The sequence below is a fragment of the Leifsonia sp. EB34 genome (assembly GCF_041260585.1).
Lineage (GTDB): Bacteria > Actinomycetota > Actinomycetes > Actinomycetales > Microbacteriaceae > Leifsonia.
Genome location: NZ_JBGCCV010000001.1, coordinates 1,077,020 through 1,091,857 on the forward strand (window position 1 = coordinate 1,077,020; position 14,838 = coordinate 1,091,857).

General features: G+C 68.0%; 16 protein-coding genes. 9 read left to right on the forward strand and 7 right to left on the reverse strand.

Features of this window, described 5'->3' with window-relative positions; all coding sequences use genetic code 11:
• Window positions 1-65 precede the first annotated feature (65 nt).
• Window positions 66-491, forward strand: a complete 426-nt coding sequence (locus ABIA36_RS05070; protein WP_369961186.1) for a hypothetical protein — start codon at window positions 66-68, stop codon at window positions 489-491.
• On the forward strand, window positions 488-1,882 hold the full coding sequence (locus ABIA36_RS05075) for an MBL fold metallo-hydrolase RNA specificity domain-containing protein (RefSeq protein ID WP_369961187.1): 1,395 nt from the start codon (window positions 488-490) through the stop codon (window positions 1,880-1,882). Before ABIA36_RS05070 ends, ABIA36_RS05075 begins: the two co-directional genes overlap by 4 nt.
• Here ABIA36_RS05075 and mgtA read toward each other — a convergent pair.
• Both mgtA and ABIA36_RS05085 read right to left on the reverse strand, forming a co-directional pair.
• Window positions 1,854-4,490 carry a magnesium-translocating P-type ATPase gene (gene mgtA, locus ABIA36_RS05080; protein WP_369961188.1) on the reverse strand — a complete coding sequence of 879 codons (2,637 nt, stop codon included), beginning with the start codon at window positions 4,488-4,490 and terminating at the stop codon, window positions 1,854-1,856. The genes ABIA36_RS05075 and mgtA overlap by 29 nt on opposite strands.
• Window positions 4,487-5,146 (reverse strand): universal stress protein, encoded by a 660-nt coding sequence (locus ABIA36_RS05085; protein WP_369961189.1) that lies wholly within the window; start codon window positions 5,144-5,146, stop codon window positions 4,487-4,489. The genes mgtA and ABIA36_RS05085 overlap by 4 nt, the downstream gene beginning before the upstream one ends.
• Before the next feature lie 123 nt (window positions 5,147-5,269).
• On the opposite strand from ABIA36_RS05085, the gene ABIA36_RS05090 reads away from it, so the two are divergent.
• From ABIA36_RS05090 to ABIA36_RS05100, 3 genes are all read left to right on the forward strand, one after another.
• On the forward strand, window positions 5,270-5,431 hold the full coding sequence (locus ABIA36_RS05090) for a hypothetical protein (RefSeq protein WP_369961190.1): 162 nt from the start codon (window positions 5,270-5,272) through the stop codon (window positions 5,429-5,431).
• An 813-nt stretch (window positions 5,432-6,244) separates the two neighbouring features.
• The gene (locus ABIA36_RS05095) at window positions 6,245-6,601 is read left to right on the forward strand and encodes a hypothetical protein (protein WP_369961191.1); all 357 of its coding nucleotides are present in this window, start codon (window positions 6,245-6,247) and stop codon (window positions 6,599-6,601) included.
• Between the two features lie 72 nt (window positions 6,602-6,673).
• Complete coding sequence (locus ABIA36_RS05100; protein ID WP_369961192.1) at window positions 6,674-6,967, forward strand: hypothetical protein; 294 nt, start codon at window positions 6,674-6,676, stop codon at window positions 6,965-6,967.
• A 373-nt stretch (window positions 6,968-7,340) separates the two neighbouring features.
• On the opposite strand, the gene ABIA36_RS05105 is transcribed toward ABIA36_RS05100, so the two are convergent.
• Window positions 7,341-7,514 carry a transposase gene (locus ABIA36_RS05105; protein WP_369961193.1) on the reverse strand — a complete coding sequence of 58 codons (174 nt, stop codon included), beginning with the start codon at window positions 7,512-7,514 and terminating at the stop codon, window positions 7,341-7,343.
• A gap of 138 nt (window positions 7,515-7,652) precedes the next feature.
• On the opposite strand from ABIA36_RS05105, the gene ABIA36_RS05110 reads away from it, so the two are divergent.
• Both ABIA36_RS05110 and ABIA36_RS05115 read left to right on the forward strand, forming a co-directional pair.
• Complete coding sequence (locus ABIA36_RS05110) at window positions 7,653-7,967, forward strand: hypothetical protein (RefSeq protein WP_369961194.1); 315 nt, start codon at window positions 7,653-7,655, stop codon at window positions 7,965-7,967.
• Between the two features lie 100 nt (window positions 7,968-8,067).
• Window positions 8,068-8,712: a response regulator gene (locus ABIA36_RS05115; RefSeq protein ID WP_369961195.1), complete on the forward strand. Its 645-nt coding sequence runs from the start codon at window positions 8,068-8,070 to the stop codon at window positions 8,710-8,712.
• A 28-nt stretch (window positions 8,713-8,740) separates the two neighbouring features.
• Here the strand turns inward: ABIA36_RS05115 and ABIA36_RS05120 are convergent, their stop codons facing one another.
• Window positions 8,741-9,502 (reverse strand): SDR family NAD(P)-dependent oxidoreductase, encoded by a 762-nt coding sequence (locus ABIA36_RS05120; protein WP_369961196.1) that lies wholly within the window; start codon window positions 9,500-9,502, stop codon window positions 8,741-8,743.
• A 15-nt stretch (window positions 9,503-9,517) separates the two neighbouring features.
• Entirely contained in the window at window positions 9,518-9,949 is a 432-nt protein-coding gene (locus tag ABIA36_RS05125) for an Hsp20/alpha crystallin family protein (protein WP_369961197.1), read from the reverse strand.
• Between the two features lie 144 nt (window positions 9,950-10,093).
• Between ABIA36_RS05125 and ABIA36_RS05130 the strand changes: the two genes are divergently transcribed.
• The gene (locus ABIA36_RS05130) at window positions 10,094-10,807 is read left to right on the forward strand and encodes a BON domain-containing protein (RefSeq protein WP_369961198.1); all 714 of its coding nucleotides are present in this window, start codon (window positions 10,094-10,096) and stop codon (window positions 10,805-10,807) included.
• A gap of 17 nt (window positions 10,808-10,824) precedes the next feature.
• Here ABIA36_RS05130 and ABIA36_RS05135 read toward each other — a convergent pair whose 3' ends face one another.
• Both ABIA36_RS05135 and ABIA36_RS05140 read right to left on the reverse strand, forming a co-directional pair.
• Window positions 10,825-10,983: a hypothetical protein gene (locus tag ABIA36_RS05135; protein ID WP_369961199.1), complete on the reverse strand. Its 159-nt coding sequence runs from the start codon at window positions 10,981-10,983 to the stop codon at window positions 10,825-10,827.
• The gene (locus tag ABIA36_RS05140) at window positions 10,980-11,453 is read right to left on the reverse strand and encodes a universal stress protein (RefSeq protein WP_369961200.1); all 474 of its coding nucleotides are present in this window, start codon (window positions 11,451-11,453) and stop codon (window positions 10,980-10,982) included. Before ABIA36_RS05140 ends, ABIA36_RS05135 begins: the two co-directional genes overlap by 4 nt.
• Before the next feature lie 156 nt (window positions 11,454-11,609).
• Here ABIA36_RS05140 and ABIA36_RS05145 point away from each other — a divergent pair, with 156 nt between their 5' ends.
• Window positions 11,610-14,738 carry an HAD-IA family hydrolase gene (locus tag ABIA36_RS05145; RefSeq protein ID WP_369961201.1) on the forward strand — a complete coding sequence of 1,043 codons (3,129 nt, stop codon included), beginning with the start codon at window positions 11,610-11,612 and terminating at the stop codon, window positions 14,736-14,738.
• Window positions 14,739-14,838: the final 100 nt, after the last annotated feature.

The window sequence follows — 14,838 nt, forward strand, 5'->3', positions numbered from 1 at the left end:
GGTCTTTTGGCCCTGCGCCCGGCCGACCGGGGAAGTCAGGCTTCCACCAGAGAATCGGAGGAGTCATGAAACGCTGGATCCGCATCGCTCTGACCCTGCTCACGCCGCTCGTCGCTGTCACCGCGATCGCCGGGGGTCTCGCCCTGATCATTGGGGCAGCGACCTCGCCGACAAACGGAGGTATTGTCCGGGACCGCTCCTATCTGGGTGGGAGCCCGTTCATGTCATACATCGTCCCTGGCCTCGTGCTGGCGGTGATCGTTGGGGGCACCCCTCTCCTCGCCGCACTGCTCGTCGAGCGCGGATCGGCCGCCGGATTGTTCTGGACGGCGGTGGCGGCCTTCGGCCTGCTGATCTGGATCTTCGTCCAAATGATGTTCATCCCGTTCAGCGTGCTACAGGCGATCTACTTCGCAGCCGGGCTCGCCGAGCTCGGCTTCGTGCTGCTCGGGCTCGGGCTTCTCCGGCGCGGCAGGGTCGTGGCGCCGTGAGCGGGAGCCTCCGCTTCCTCGGCGCGACCGATACGGTCACTGGCTCCCGCTATCTGGTTGAATCCCGCGGACACCGCGTCCTGGTCGACTGCGGGTTGTTCCAGGGCTACAAGCTCCTCCGAGAACGCAACTGGAGGCCGTTCCCGGTCGAGCCGTCGAGCATCGACGCCGTGGTCATCACGCACGCCCATCTCGACCACACCGGGTACTTGCCGGCCCTCGTCCGCGACGGTTTCCGCGGCCGCATCCACGCGACGCACGGCACGGCCGAGCTCAGCGAGCTGATCCTGCGCGACAGCGGCAGACTCCTCGAAGAGCAGGCGACGTTCTCCGACCGCCATCACACGTCGCGCCATTCGCCGCCGCGCCCCCTTTACACCGAGCAGGATGCGCTGAAAGCGCTCGAGCGCTTCCAAGCACACCCCTTTGACGAGGGACTGGAGGTCGCCGGCGTGGCTGCGCGATTCGTTCCGGCGGGCCACATCCTCGGTGCTGCGCAAGTACACCTCGAAACCGACGGCGCGCGCCTTCACTTCACCGGTGACCTGGGGCGACCGGACGACGCCCTCATGAGGCCGCCGCGATCGCTCGAAGCCACGGACGTTCTGGTGTGCGAGTCGACCTACGGTGATCGGATACACCCGGGCACCGACCCGGAATGGTCACTCGGGCAGATCGTCCGCGACGTCTGCAGCGCGGGTGGGGTGGTGATCCTGCCCGCATTCGCCGTCGGACGTGCCGAGACCCTGCTGCTGCATCTCAGCAGGCTGCGGGCACGGCACGTCATTCCGGACGTGCCCATCTTCCTGAACAGCCCGATGGCCGTGAACGCCGCGGAAATCTATGCGCGCCATCCGGAGGAGCATCGCATCCGGCCGGACGAATTCGACGCGATGTATCGACTGGCCACCCTCGTGCGCTCGGTCGACGACTCGAAGCTGCTCAATCTGCGCGGCGGTCCGGCGATCATCATCTCCGCCAGCGGCATGCTCGAAGGCGGCCGGGTGTTGCACCACATCGCTGCCTACGGAACGGATCCTCACAACGCGATCGTGTTGACCGGGTTCCAAGCCGGGGGCACGCGCGGCGACGCCCTTCGTCGCGGCGAGCGGAGCCTGCGCATCTTCGGGCACGATGTCGCCATCCGGGCTCAGGTGCATTCTCTCGACATGCTCTCGGCGCACGCGGACGCGGGCCAGATCGTGGACTGGCTGAGCACCGCGCCGACCCCTCCCCGCGCGGTGTACCTGACACACGGGGAACCGCACGCGGGCGACGCTTTACGCACGCGTATTCGCCGTGCGCTCGGCTGGGAGGCTCGGGTGCCGGAGTTCGGGGAGGCCGTCGCGGCGACGGACTCGGTCAGCTCGCCCGCGGCGACCGCGTCGTGAAGCGTGCTGCCCTCCGCGCCACCCGGTGCGGGTAGGCCCGACGGCGCACCTCGGGCGCCCGCGGCGCGCTCAGCCGGGCGTAATACCAGACTTTCGCGACCTCCACGAGCACCAGATAGAGCACGACCATCGCGACCAGGGCGAGGAAGAATGCTGCGGGGAGCGGCGTGAAGCCGAGGAGCCCGGTCATCGGGGAGTACGGCAACCAGGCTCCCACGGCCACGACCGCGAGCACGGACACGGTCAGCGGGAGCGACGAGCGGCTGCGTAGGAACGGCACGCGCCTAGTCCGGATGACGAACACGATCAGCGTCTGCGTCGCGATCGACTCGATGAACCACCCCGAACGGAACTCCGGCGGGCCCGCCTGGAACGCGAACAGCATCAGGCCGAAGGTGGCGAAGTCGAACAGTGAGCTGATCGGCCCGAACAGCAGCATGAAGCGCCGGATGGCGCCGATGTCCCAGTGCGACGGCACCGTGAGCTGCTCGGCGTCGACGTTGTCGGTCGGAATGGCGAGCTGACTGGAGTCATAGAGCAGGTTGTTGAGGAGAATCTGACCCGGCAGCATCGGCAGGAACGGCAGGATGACCGAGGCGATCGACGCGCTGAACATGTTGCCGAAGTTGCTCGACGTGCCCATCAGCACATATTTGATGGTGTTGGCGAAAATCCGGCGTCCCTCTGTCACACCGTCGGCGAGCACGTCGAGGTCCTTGTCCAGCAGCAGCACGTCCGCGGCGTCCTTCGCGACATCGACAGCGGAGTCGACCGAGATGCCGATGTCGGCGCGGTGCAAAGCGAGTGCGTCGTTGACGCCGTCACCGAGGAAGCCGACGGCACGGCCTTTCTGGCGCAGCGCCCGGATGATCCGCGCCTTCTGCTCGGGCGAGACACGAGCGAAGATCGAGGACGCGCGCGCCGCCTCCGCGAGCTGTGCGTCGTCGAGGCTCTCCACGGCGTCGCCGGTCAACGTCGCCTTGGGCTGCATCCCGAGTTCCGTGCAGACGCGTTCGGCCACGACAGCGCTGTCGCCGGTGGCGATCTTGACCTCGACGCCGAGGTCGGCGAGGCGCTGCAAGGAGGCTCGGGCATCGGGTTTGACGCCGTCCACGAAGGCCAGGAAGCCGAGCAGCGTGAGACCCGACTCATCGTCCGGCGTCAGCGCACCAAGCCCGGCGGCGGAGCGGGTGGCGATCGCGATGACGCGAGAGCCCTCCGAATAGAGCCCCTGAAGCACCTGTGCCGCCGAAGGGTCCGCCTGAGTGCAGAGCGGGAGCACCGACTCGGGCGCCCCCTTGACGACGACGATCGGCGCGGAACCCGCTGCCGCGACGAGCGCCCCGGCCATCCTCCGCTCGTGATCGAACGGCACAGCGTCCAGTCTGCGGTACGCGGACACCGGAGCGGCGTGCGCCTGCCCGCTCTCCCACAACGCTGCATCGAGTGCGTTCAAGCCGACCGTCTGGGGCGCAGCGGGGTCGGTGTCGGTGGCGAGCAGGCCGAGGAGCAGTACCTCGCCGGCCTCGACACCGTCGAGGGGCACCGGACGGTCGAACACGATCCGGCCCGTCGTCAGCGTCCCGGTCTTGTCCGTCACCAAGAGATCGAGGTCGCCGAGGTCCTCGATGCACACCATCCGCTTCACCAGCACCCGGCGTCGCGCGAGCGCGCGCGACCCGGCCGCAAGGCTTGTGCTGACCACGGCCGGCAACAGCTGCGGGGTGATCCCCACGGCGATCGCGAGCGAGAACAAGAGCGACTCGATCAGCGGCCTGCCAAGCAGCAGCGCCGCGACGAAGATCAACGTCGTCAGGATGATCGCGACCAGCAGCAGGAAGGTGGAGAACTGGCCCAGGCCGCGCTGGAACTCGGTCTGCGGCTGCTGCGCGGCCAGCCCGACCGCGATCCGGCCGAACTCCGTCTCGCCTCCGGTGGCGACGACGACACCGAGGCCGGCGCCGGCGTGCACCACCGTACCCATGAGCGCGCCCGACCCGAGGTCGCCGACTCCCGCCCCCTCGGCAACCGGGCTCACGGACTTGGTGGCGGCCCGCGCCTCACCGGTCACGATGCTCTCGTCGCACTCGAGGCCGGTGGCCTCCACCAGCCGGAGGTCGGCGGGCACCACCGTCCCGACCGAGAGCACAACAAGATCGCCGGTCACCAAGTCGGTCACGTCCACAGTGAGGCGCCGGCCCCCGCGCATCACCACCACTGTGTGGCGGAGACGGTCATGAAGGGCATCGGCCGCCTGCTCTGCGCGGAACTCGTTCACGAAGCCGAGGCCGACGCTGACCACGAGGATCACCGCGATGATCACCGCCTCCGTCGCCTGACCCACGAACGCCGAGATGATCGCCGTCACGAACAACAGGATCAAGATGGGACTGCGCACCTGACGACCGAGCACCCGCCACGGACGCGCTCGGTGACCGCGGACCGCGTTCGGGCCGAACCGTGCGAGCCGGGCCGCCGCCTCCTCGTCGCTCAGCCCGTCCGATGCCGTCCCGACCCGGGCCAGGACCGCTGCCGCCTCCTGGCACGCGGCCGTCCGCACCGGGCTCGGCGCGGCAGTCGCGACGGTCGCGCCGAGCGCCCCGTTCACGCGAACTCGCAGTGCGCGCGTGACACCAGGACGGGCTCGCGGACGTTCAGCAGCACGTCATGACTGACCGACCCGAGCGTGATGCGCTGCGCGCTACGACGATTTCGTGTGCCCACGACAAGCATTCTTTGACCTTCGGCGGCTGCTACCAAGCCCCGCGATTGGGACACCTCCACGATGTCCGTGCGGACGTCGATCGCGGGATCGATCTCAGGTGCCGCCGCGGCCGCCGCGACGCGGAGAGGGAGTGACCCGGAAAAGCCGCGCCTCTGGTCGGAGCGAGCGCCAACGACCAAAAGGTCCGCGCCGCCAGACACCGACGCGAGCGTGACGCCTACGTGACCGTAGAGAAAGCGTGTCGAGACATGCACCCGCGGCCGCGACTCCTTCGACGACCACGAGCCGGTCAGCGCTCCCGCCCGGACGAGGGCTCTGTCTGCGATGCGGAGTGCGGTCTCCTGCTCGGCTGGCAGCAGCGATTTCGCTGCCCGGCCGAGCAGCCTCGACGGCTCGTCCGATCCGTCGCCGCACGGGCGTTCGACGACGAAGACCGGTTCCAAGCGGGCTCCGTCGCGCGCCGCGCTTCTCGTCGCCCACTCCGGGGCCGCCCGGTGCCCTGCGTTCCCGTGCATTCCGACCATGATCGCGTCCATCATCTCGTCCTCCACCTATCGGGATGGACTGAGCCTCCCAACACGAGTGTCGCCGTCCCAGTGCCGAAAGTCCCGGGTGACTTTCGGCCCTTCACGCGCCGCACCGAAGCGAACGACGGTGGTCGCATGAACGAGACCACACCGGTCGCACGCGCGGGCATTGTCTACGAGTCCATGGTCGGGAGCACCCGCCAAGTGGCCGACGTCGTCGGTGTGGACGGCTCGCAGGTGGGCCGCCTCGCGCTGGAGTTCGCGGCCCAGCAGGCCGAGGTCCTCCGGCGCCGCTGACGGTCGTGCACTGTCGGATGGCTCCGCTGTCCGAACAGCCTCTAGCGTGTTGACAAACGCCGGTTCGGGGTCCATGCCGAAGTTTTGGAGCTTCCGAGTTCGGAAGAATGTTCAGAGGCGTGTTGGCCGCACATCTCACCCCCTGGGAGATGTGCGGCCAGCTTGCCGCCGGGAATGCAGTGAACTGGCCCGCTTCAGATGCGGGTACAGACTGCTCGTCCAACGACACCTAATCGGCGGATTCTGCCTCTTCGGATGGATCCGCCAGGTATGCGCTTCGGGCTTTGCGAAATCGGGTGGGGTCGTTTTCGGGTAACGCGTCCAGGACGGCCCAGAGCGCGACCGCGCGCGCCGCTTTGCGTTCCGGGACTTCTGCGGCCAGGGATTCGAATGCTTCGTCCATAGGGCATGTCGCTCTCTGAGGCGATTGAAAGTCTCCAGGCTTGAGGGGGGTCGAGGCGGTGTCCCCGCGGGGGCACCGCCTCGTTCACTGCAGCCTGTACCCGTGATCCATGTGACATGGGTTCGCGGCGTGACGTGATCGGAGGGATGAATGAACCGATCTCGCTTCGGTTGCCCGGGAGCTACCCGTACCACCGAAACTAAGGGTGGCCGGGCGGCGCCGGTAGGTCGAAGGTCCCGTCGTAAACCACCAATTGTCTAGCCTGGCTAGTATTTTTATGCACCTCGAAGATCTACAGTGGACGCAACAGACTGTGTGAGTCGGACTTGTGACCCGGTCGCCGCCTAGAAACCTGCGCCACCACTTCCGAGCATTCCTCCCAAACTTGCGCTGCGGGGTGGAGCGGAATCATGTCCGGAACTGCACGTGTGTTCGAACGCAGTGGTCACATCTACGAGCTGTTTGAAATCGAATCGGACCCGGTGTGGAACCTGTTCGAGGACTTCGGGGTCGAGTCTGCCCTGGTCGGCTCGATCACCCGACACGACTCCCAATTCAGTATCGAGTGCTACTGGAAGCCCGAACCCGGCGCGCGCATCCACGACATCGACGCCCGAACCCTCGACGAAGCCGTGCACGCGCTTCTTGACCTTGCCTCCGGAGAAGACCCCCGCTCGCCTGAACCGCCCAACTCGGAAAGCGACCGCTCCACACGCGAAGCAATAGATCCTGCACGTTCCGGGTCTAACCTTCTTCCACATTCCTGATGGGTGGCCATACTCCGGTCCGTCGCGCAAGCCACGCGGTACAGGCCATTGTTCATCGCTGAGGCGGCCGCCATGGGAGTACTTGAAATCGATCGGGTTCGATATTCGATAGACAGCAATGTCCTAGCCTGCTTGCCCGAGGTCCTGACCGCTCTCCTTGGCGCCCACAAGTCCATCGAGATCGTGCTGGCCTTCAGCGATGCCGACATCCCGTTACGGGTAAGGTCCGATTCCCCCCTGTCGATCGAGATCGAATCCGGTGTGGACTCCGACGAAGACGGGGCAGGCCTGCTCCTCTCCGAGTTTATGATGATGGGCCGCCTCCGACTCGGCAGTCTCGGCGCAGCTCCAGACGCCGCCGGATAACCAGACAAGTCAAACAAGGCCGGCTGTCCCTTGTCGCTAACGTCAAAGCGAAAGCACGGCACTGGAAACGCCAGCTCCGCTTAAGGGCGCCGAGCGACGCAATGCAAGCGACTAGCACGCGTTGACAGACTCGGAGTTGAGCCTGTGGAGGGTTACGGCGAGGCAGAGGGCGGCGTGGTAGTTGCGCGCGCTCTTGTCAGATCGCATCGCAAGGCCGCGCCATTGCCTTAGCCGGTCGAAGCAGCGTTCGACGACGTTGCGGCCGCGGTAGCGTTCACGCTGTTCGGGCCCAACTCCCCCGTGGCGTGCGCTCGTGACTGCACCTGCCCCAGGAGCTTGGCCCATACCCTCTTAGGCCCGTAGGTCGAAGTTCTTATAGACCGGTCCACTTCCCGAACCGCTCGGGCAGGTCCGGGCACGGCGCCCCCGTCCGATACGGCCAGGCCGTGGCCTCCACAACCTGGCGCCGGTCCACCGGGGGCCGGCCCGTAACAGCAGCCTTCGGGAACAGGGGTCCGATCACCGCCCATGTCTCATCCGAGATCATGTCACGCGACACGACATCGAGCCCCGCCCAGCGACGCCCCGATGACGTTTATCAACATGCCTAGTCGTATCCGACGTCGAGTTCGCCACCTCCCAGCAGACCGAACGTCAGGAGCTGTTCCACGATCACGCCTGCACCGTGCGCGAGAGCCATCCGGAGCTCGCGGTCGAGGGCATCCGCCTTTGGCAGAACCCGATCTCGGGTCTCCAGGTCGAATCCGAGCACGCCCTGGTGCTGGTCGTCGACGCCAGACGGCTGACCGGGTGGAAGCGCACCTGGCTCGGGTCGGTCTCCCACGGGCTCGTGCTCGACCTCGCCGCGCCGACCGTTGTGGTCGGCCCGCAAACAGAGATGTACGTGGCGCCGCGTCAGCGGACCAGATCGCGGTCGATGTCACTGACGGCGGCTGCGGCATCAGCGAAGCCAGCGGCCGAAGCGGTCTCCGCAACCTAACCGAACGCGCCGAGCGGAGGGCGGGCGTGCTCGATGTCGTCTCAACCCCGCAGGGGACGCGCCTCCAGATACACCTTCCCGTGCCAGCCGAGGACGTCCGATGAGCGCCCCGCCGATCCGCGTCTTCCTCGCGGACGACCACGAGATCGTCCGCCGCGGCGTTGCTGCTCTGATCGACGGGCAGGAGGACATGGAGGTCGTCGGCGAAGCCGCGACGGCGGCGCAGGCGCGGGCCAGGATCCTCGCCGTGCGACCCGACGTCGCCGTGCTCGACGTGCGGCTGCCCGACGGCAGCGGCATCGACGTCTGCCGGGCGGTCAAGCAGGCGGAGCCCGGCATCCACTGCCTGATGCTCACCGTATACGACGACGAGGACGCCCTGCGCAGCGCGATCATCGCGGGCGCCGACGGCTACGTCGTCAAAGACATCCGCGCGAGCACGCTGCTGGACGACTTCCGCGCCGCGCACCGTGGCAAGCGGCTCATCGACCCGCGGGTCGCCGAGCGCGTCTCGGCGACGCTGCGCGAGCCCGCCGACGACCCGCGGTTCGCCTCCCTCGGCCTCCGCGAGCGGCAGGTGCTGGCGCTCATCGCCGACGGGCGCACCAACCGTCAGATCGCGGAGCGACTGGGCCTGGCCGAGAAGACGGTGAAGAACTACGTGAGCTCGCTGCTGGCGAAGCTCGGCTTGGAGCGGCGCACGCAGGCCGCGGTGCTCCATCTCGAGCACCGCGGCCGCGCGTGACCGGGCGTCCGGCCAACCCCCGCCCCGCTCAGATCACCGACCAGCCGGCGTCGCTCGGAAGGACGGCCCCGTTGACGTTCGACGAGTCGTCGCTGAGCAGCCACGTGATCGCTGCAGCCAACTCCTCCGCCGTCGCTGGTTGCGGCACATTGGTCTGCATGTACGGAGCCATCCGCTCCCCGGCGAACGCCGACCGGAACTCCGCCTGGATGTTCGTCATCGTCGCCCCCGGCGCGACCGCGTTGCAGCGGATCCCCTTCGCTCCGTAGAAGAACGCCGTGCTCCGGGTCAGGCCGTTCACGGCGTGCTTGGACGCGGTATACGCGGCGCCGGCCGCCGAACCGCGCAGGGCCGCCTCGGAGGAGACGTTGACGATGGTCCCCGCGCCGCGCTCCAGCATTTCGGGCAGCACCGCGCGCGTGAGCCGCATCACGGCAGTCAGGTTCACGCGCAACACCCGGTCCCAGACGGCATCCTCCACCTCTGCCGGCGGAAGGAAGTCGTCCATGATCCCCGCGACGTTCGCCAGCGACGTCACCGCGCCGTCCGCGACCTGCATCAGTTCTGCCACCACGTCCTCTTCGCTCACATCGCCGACGAAGGTGACGAGGCGATCCGACCCGAACTCCTCGGTAAGCGCGGTGAGCCGCGGCTCGCTGATGTCGGTCGCGATCACGGTGGCGCCTTCCGCGACCAGGCGGATGGCGGTGGCCCGCCCGATCCCGGAGCCCGCGCCGGTCACGATGACGCGAGCGTCCGCGAACCGGCCCTCAACGATATGCGTCGACATCTCCACGGCCGCCCGTCAGGCCTTCGACCCGGCGGTGATCGGGATCTTCGTCGGGGCTGGTAGCGCCGCGAACGGGACCTCGACCTTCAGCACGCCCTTCTCGAACGTCGCTGCGATCTTCGACTGGTCAGACTGCTGCGGGAGCATGATCCGCCGGTAGAAGCTCTGGCTCGACTCGCGGATGACATACTTCTTCTCCTTGTCCTCCGCCTTCTCGTGCTTCTCCGCCTGGATCACGAGCGCACCCTCGTCGAGGTTCACCGAGACGTCGCTCTCGTCAAAGTCGGGGAGGTGGACCTCGACGATCATCTCCTTGTCGTCCTTCGTGTAGATGTCTGTCGTCGGCAGCATCGTGCGCCGCGACGCGAGCATCCCGTCCTCGAAGAAGTCCCGCTCCATCCGGCTCAGCTCGGCGAACGGGTCGAAACGGACCAGATTGCGTGCCATGACAGTGTCCTCTCTCATCTATGTGTGTGTTGACGCCGTCACCGTACGTGGGTTGGTCAGCACGACAGTGGGCCGAAGGTCCCGCGCGTCCCGGCGGGACCTTCGACTCATCCCTCCAGGCGGCTGCTCGCCGACGCTGGGACCATGAGCATCAGCAGCGCACCCGAATCGGCGACGTCGAGCACGCCGGCACGCACCTTCAGCGATCTCACGGTCCGCCGTGCGGTCGAGTCGGAGCTCGCCTGGACGCCGGACGTGACCGCGCCGGCCATCGGCGTCGCCGTCGACGGCGGCGTCGTCACGCTCACCGGGGAGGTGGGCAGCCTCCACGAGCGCATCGCGGTGGTGGAGGCGGCCCAGCGGGTCGCCGGGGTCCGCACCGTCGCCGACGAACTCCGGCTGCCCGAGCCCGGCGACGACCCCCACGGACGCACGCTCGCCGCTGCGGTCGACGGAATCCTCGCCTGGACGGCGGGGGTCCCGCGGACGGGCATCCACGCCGATGTGCAGGGCCACCGCGTGGTCCTGACCGGCGAGGTCGAGTGGGATTCCGAGCGCGTCGCCGCCAAGCGGGCCGTCGAACGCCTGCACGGCGTCCACGCGGTCGAGAGCGGCATCGAGCTCACCCGCAGACCGCAGGCCGACGATGTCGCCGAGGAGATCCGCAACGCGCTCGTGCGCAACGCGATCCTCGACGCCGGGCGCATCGCAGCCGTCACCGTCGACGGTGACGAGATCACCCTGACCGGCGCCGTCGGCTCCTGGACCGAGCACCAGCAGGCGCTGCGGACCGCCTGGTCGTCGCCGCACGTGCGGCAGGTGCACGACCGGCTGCGGGTGGAGCCGAAGACTATCTGAGCTCGGATCAGGCCGGCTCAAATGAGGAATTCGGGCGCGACGACGACCGTCGGCGCGCGGATGGCTATGACCAAAGCGTGGCTCACCGAGCCGATAATCAGTCGAGAGAACCGGAGCAGCTCATCGCGCCGGTCGCCTAGTGTTCCGTCCCATCCCGCGATGGTCCTGTCGCTCACGAATTACCAGCCGTTTCCGTGTCCGCCTCACCCTGCGGGCGCACGACGAGAACCGGACAGGCCGCCTGCGTCGTGCAGTATAAGCTCACGGACCCCAGAAACGGCGACGTCAATTCGCTCAGACCGCGGCTGCCGACGACCAGAAGATCGGCGGAGTGGGACGCCTCGACGAGCACCTTTCCGGCATGACCCGGCTCAGCGTGTACCGTCACCCAGTCCGGCCGGGTATCCCCGAACTCGTCACGGACGATCTCATCCAGAGTCCCGGCCGCCACCACCTTCGGCGCCCTCTCGGGGGCGGGGAAGGATGCGTCGTACATCGAGCTGGAGGGCTGCCACGCCATCACGATCTCCAGGCGGGAATCGAGGGCGCGGGCAAGCCGCACAGCCGTGTGAAGGGCGCGGCGGGACTGCCCGGACCCGTCCACACCGCACACGATCGGTGGCGTGACCATCTTCGAGGGATGCATGACAACCTCCTGCCGCCGACTCTCGCGTCGGCACCGCCGCGGCGCACAGGGCACAAAGTCCCCCATCGTCTCCGACGGGACCTTCGCCCTCCTCCGTACCGTCTCCCCGCGTTATCGTGCAGGAGCCATCGACGGCGACCGACCGAAGGAGGTCGAATGGGACCGCTGCTCCAGCACCCCGTGACGGCGGCCGTCCTCGACATGGACGGCGTCATCACCGACACCCGAGGGCTCCACCTCAGGGCCTGGACCCAGCTGTTCGACGCCGAACTCCACGAGCTCGCACCGGGCGGTGGAGCGTTCACCCCGACCGACTACGAGCTCTACGTCGACGGCCGGAGCAGGGAGGATGGGATCAGGACCCTACTAGCAGCGCGGGGCGTCGGCCACGAGCGCGTGACGGCCGCACTCGTCGGTCGCCTCGCCGAGCGCAAGCAGCACCTGTTCGAAGACCTTCTGCGCACCCACGGCGCCACCGTCCTGCCAGGCGCCCTGCAGTTCCTGCGCGCCCTCCGAGCTGCGGGCATTCGTGTGGCGCTGGCCACGGCCAGCAGAAACGCCGGGCTCGTCCTCGGAGGGACCGGAGCCATGTCGCTGCTCGACGCCGTCGTCGACGGGACCGACGCGGCGCAGCTCGGGATGCCATCCAAACCCGATCCTGCTCTTTTTCGCGAAGCGTGCCGTCGGCTCGACACGCAGCCCGCGCACGCACTGCTCGTGGAGGACTCCGAAGCAGGCATAGCGGCGGCGGCGTCAGCCGGTTTCGGTCTCGTCGTGGGAGTAGCGGACGACCCGCGCCGTGCCGCGGCACTCCGCCGGGCCGACGCGGACGTCGTCGTGCCCGGGCTCCACGCCCTCGACGTCACAGCCTCCGGGGTGATCCTGCTCACCGATGCTGCGGAGACCTGGGTGCTCCGTTACGACGGTTATGACGAAGCAGCGGAAAGCACCCGCGAGAGCCTGTGCACCGTGGCGAACGGATATTGGGGAACGCGTGGCGCCGCGGAGGAGGCGACGACCGACCGTCATCACGCCCCGGGGACGTACCTCGCGGGGGTCTTCGACATGGTCGACGACGGGGGCGTACGCGCCGAGGAGATCGTCAACGCGCCCAATTGGCTGCGGTTGACGTTCCGTCCGGCGGGAGGAGACTGGCTGCGCGCGGATCGGTCCGAGCTGCTGGAGTACCGCCAGGAACTCGACCTCCGTCAGGGTGTGCTCCGTCGCCTGCTCACGGTCCGCGACGACGCGGGCCGTGAAACGACCCTCCGCTTCCGTCGGCTCCTCTCCCAAGCAGAGCCGAGGCTGGGCGCCCTGCAGGCGACGGTCGTCGCCCGCAACTGGTCAGGGCCCCTCACCGTCCGCAGTGGAATCGACGCAGCGGTCCGCAACACCTCCACGGACACCGCTACCACCAGCCCCGACCGGACTCGCCGGCATCTGGCGCTCCGATCTCATCGCGAGCTGTCCGCTGACACGCTCCTCGTCGACACGGAAACCCTGACCTCCGGCGTGCGGATCTCCCAGGCGCAACGCACCCGGAGCTATCGGGGCGGCGTGCTGCTTCCGGCGGCGTCGCAGTACACCGAGCAGCGCGGTCTCGCCTTCCACGAATTCACCGTCGACCTGCAGGAGGGCGAGCCAGTCGTCATCGAGAAAGTCGTCGGAGTCAGCACATCGCGCGACCGTGCGACCGGCTCACCAGATGCCGCGGTCGAAGCGATGGTCTCGCGTGCCCCACGGTTCGCCGAGCTTCTCACCGGCCACGCGCGCCGATGGGAAGAGCTCTGGACCGCGTTCGCCGTCGAAGTCCAACCGCCGGGCAATCACAGTCTCGCGCTCAACGTCAACACCTTCCATGTGATTCAGACCCTCGCACGGCCGGACACGGACCTCGATGCGGGGGTACCGGCGCGCGGGCTCCACGGCGAGGCGTACGGCGGCCACGTCTTCTGGGACGAGCTCTTCGTCTACCCACTGCTCACACTCCGCCGGCCGGCGCTGAGCCGTGGGCTGCTCGCCTACCGCCACCGCCGTCTACCGGAGGCCTTGCGTGCGGCCGCGGACGCCGACCTGGCCGGGGCAATGTTCCCCTGGCAGAGCGCGACGACCGGAGAGGACGTCACACCGGATCGTCTCCTCAACCCCCTCACCGGACGCTGGACCCCGGACCATTCGCGTCTGCAGAGACACGTGGGGCTCGCAATCGCCTACAGCGCATGGCAGTTCTACCAGACCACCGGCGACGCCGAATACCTCGCCGAGGAGGGCGCCGAGCTCATCGTCGGCGTGGCCCGCTTCTTCACCTCACTCGCCGAATGGGACGACGCCCTCGGCCGGTACTCGATCCAGGGCGTGATGGGCCCGGACGAATTCCACGACGGCCCCCCGGACCAGCCGGGGGCCGGTCTCAAGGACAACGTCTACACCAACGTCATGACAGCCTGGGTGCTCCTGCGCGCGATCGACACCGTCAGGCTGATAAAGGGTCGCCCGGACCCCGTCGCCGCCGCCGAACTGGCCGTGTCGGACGATGAGCTGACCCAATGGGCTCGTATCGCCGCCCACCTGCGCATCGTCTTCAACGCCGACGGGACCCTCTCACAGTTCGACGGCTACGACCGGCTCGCGCCGATCGACCTCGACCGCTATCGGCAGCGCTATCCGACCTCCGGGCGGCTCGATCTCGTCCTGAACGCGGAAGGGGACACGACAAACCGTTACCAAGTGTCGAAGCAGCCCGACTCACTCATGCTGCTCTACCTGCTCTCCGCCGAGGAACTGCGCGAACTCCTCGAGCAGATGGGCTACGCGCTCGACGCGGACACCATCGTCCGGACCGTCGAGCGCTACTCGCGCTCCTCCACCTACGGGTCCACCCTCTCCAACGTGGTCCACTCGTGGTTGGAGGCACGGCGCGACCGCAGTCGTTCCTGGCAGTTCCTCGAACGCACCCTTCAGAGCGACCTTGCCGACATCCAGGGCGGCACTACCCGCCACGGCATCCACCTGGCAGCGATGGCGGGGTCGGTCGACCTGCTCGTACGCTGCTACGCCGGCCTCGAGACACGATCCGACACCTTGTGGCTCCATCCGCTGCTCCCGGCGGAAATCGAGTCGCTGCGCTTCACGATCCTCTACCGCTCGCAACGGATCGCCGTGTCCATCACCCAGAGTTCGATCCGTCTCGAGTCCTCCGCCGGCGACGCCGACCCTGTCCGCGTGATCGTGGAGGGGCAGGCTGTGCTGCTGCACACCGAGGAGACCCGTGACTTCGCACTGTGATCGCACCGGGATGCGGATCAGGGGACTTACGGCCCTATGACCGGCCTTCGGGGCCGTCGATGCTGAACCAGCGGCGCTCGGCACGCCCGTAACCCGAGGG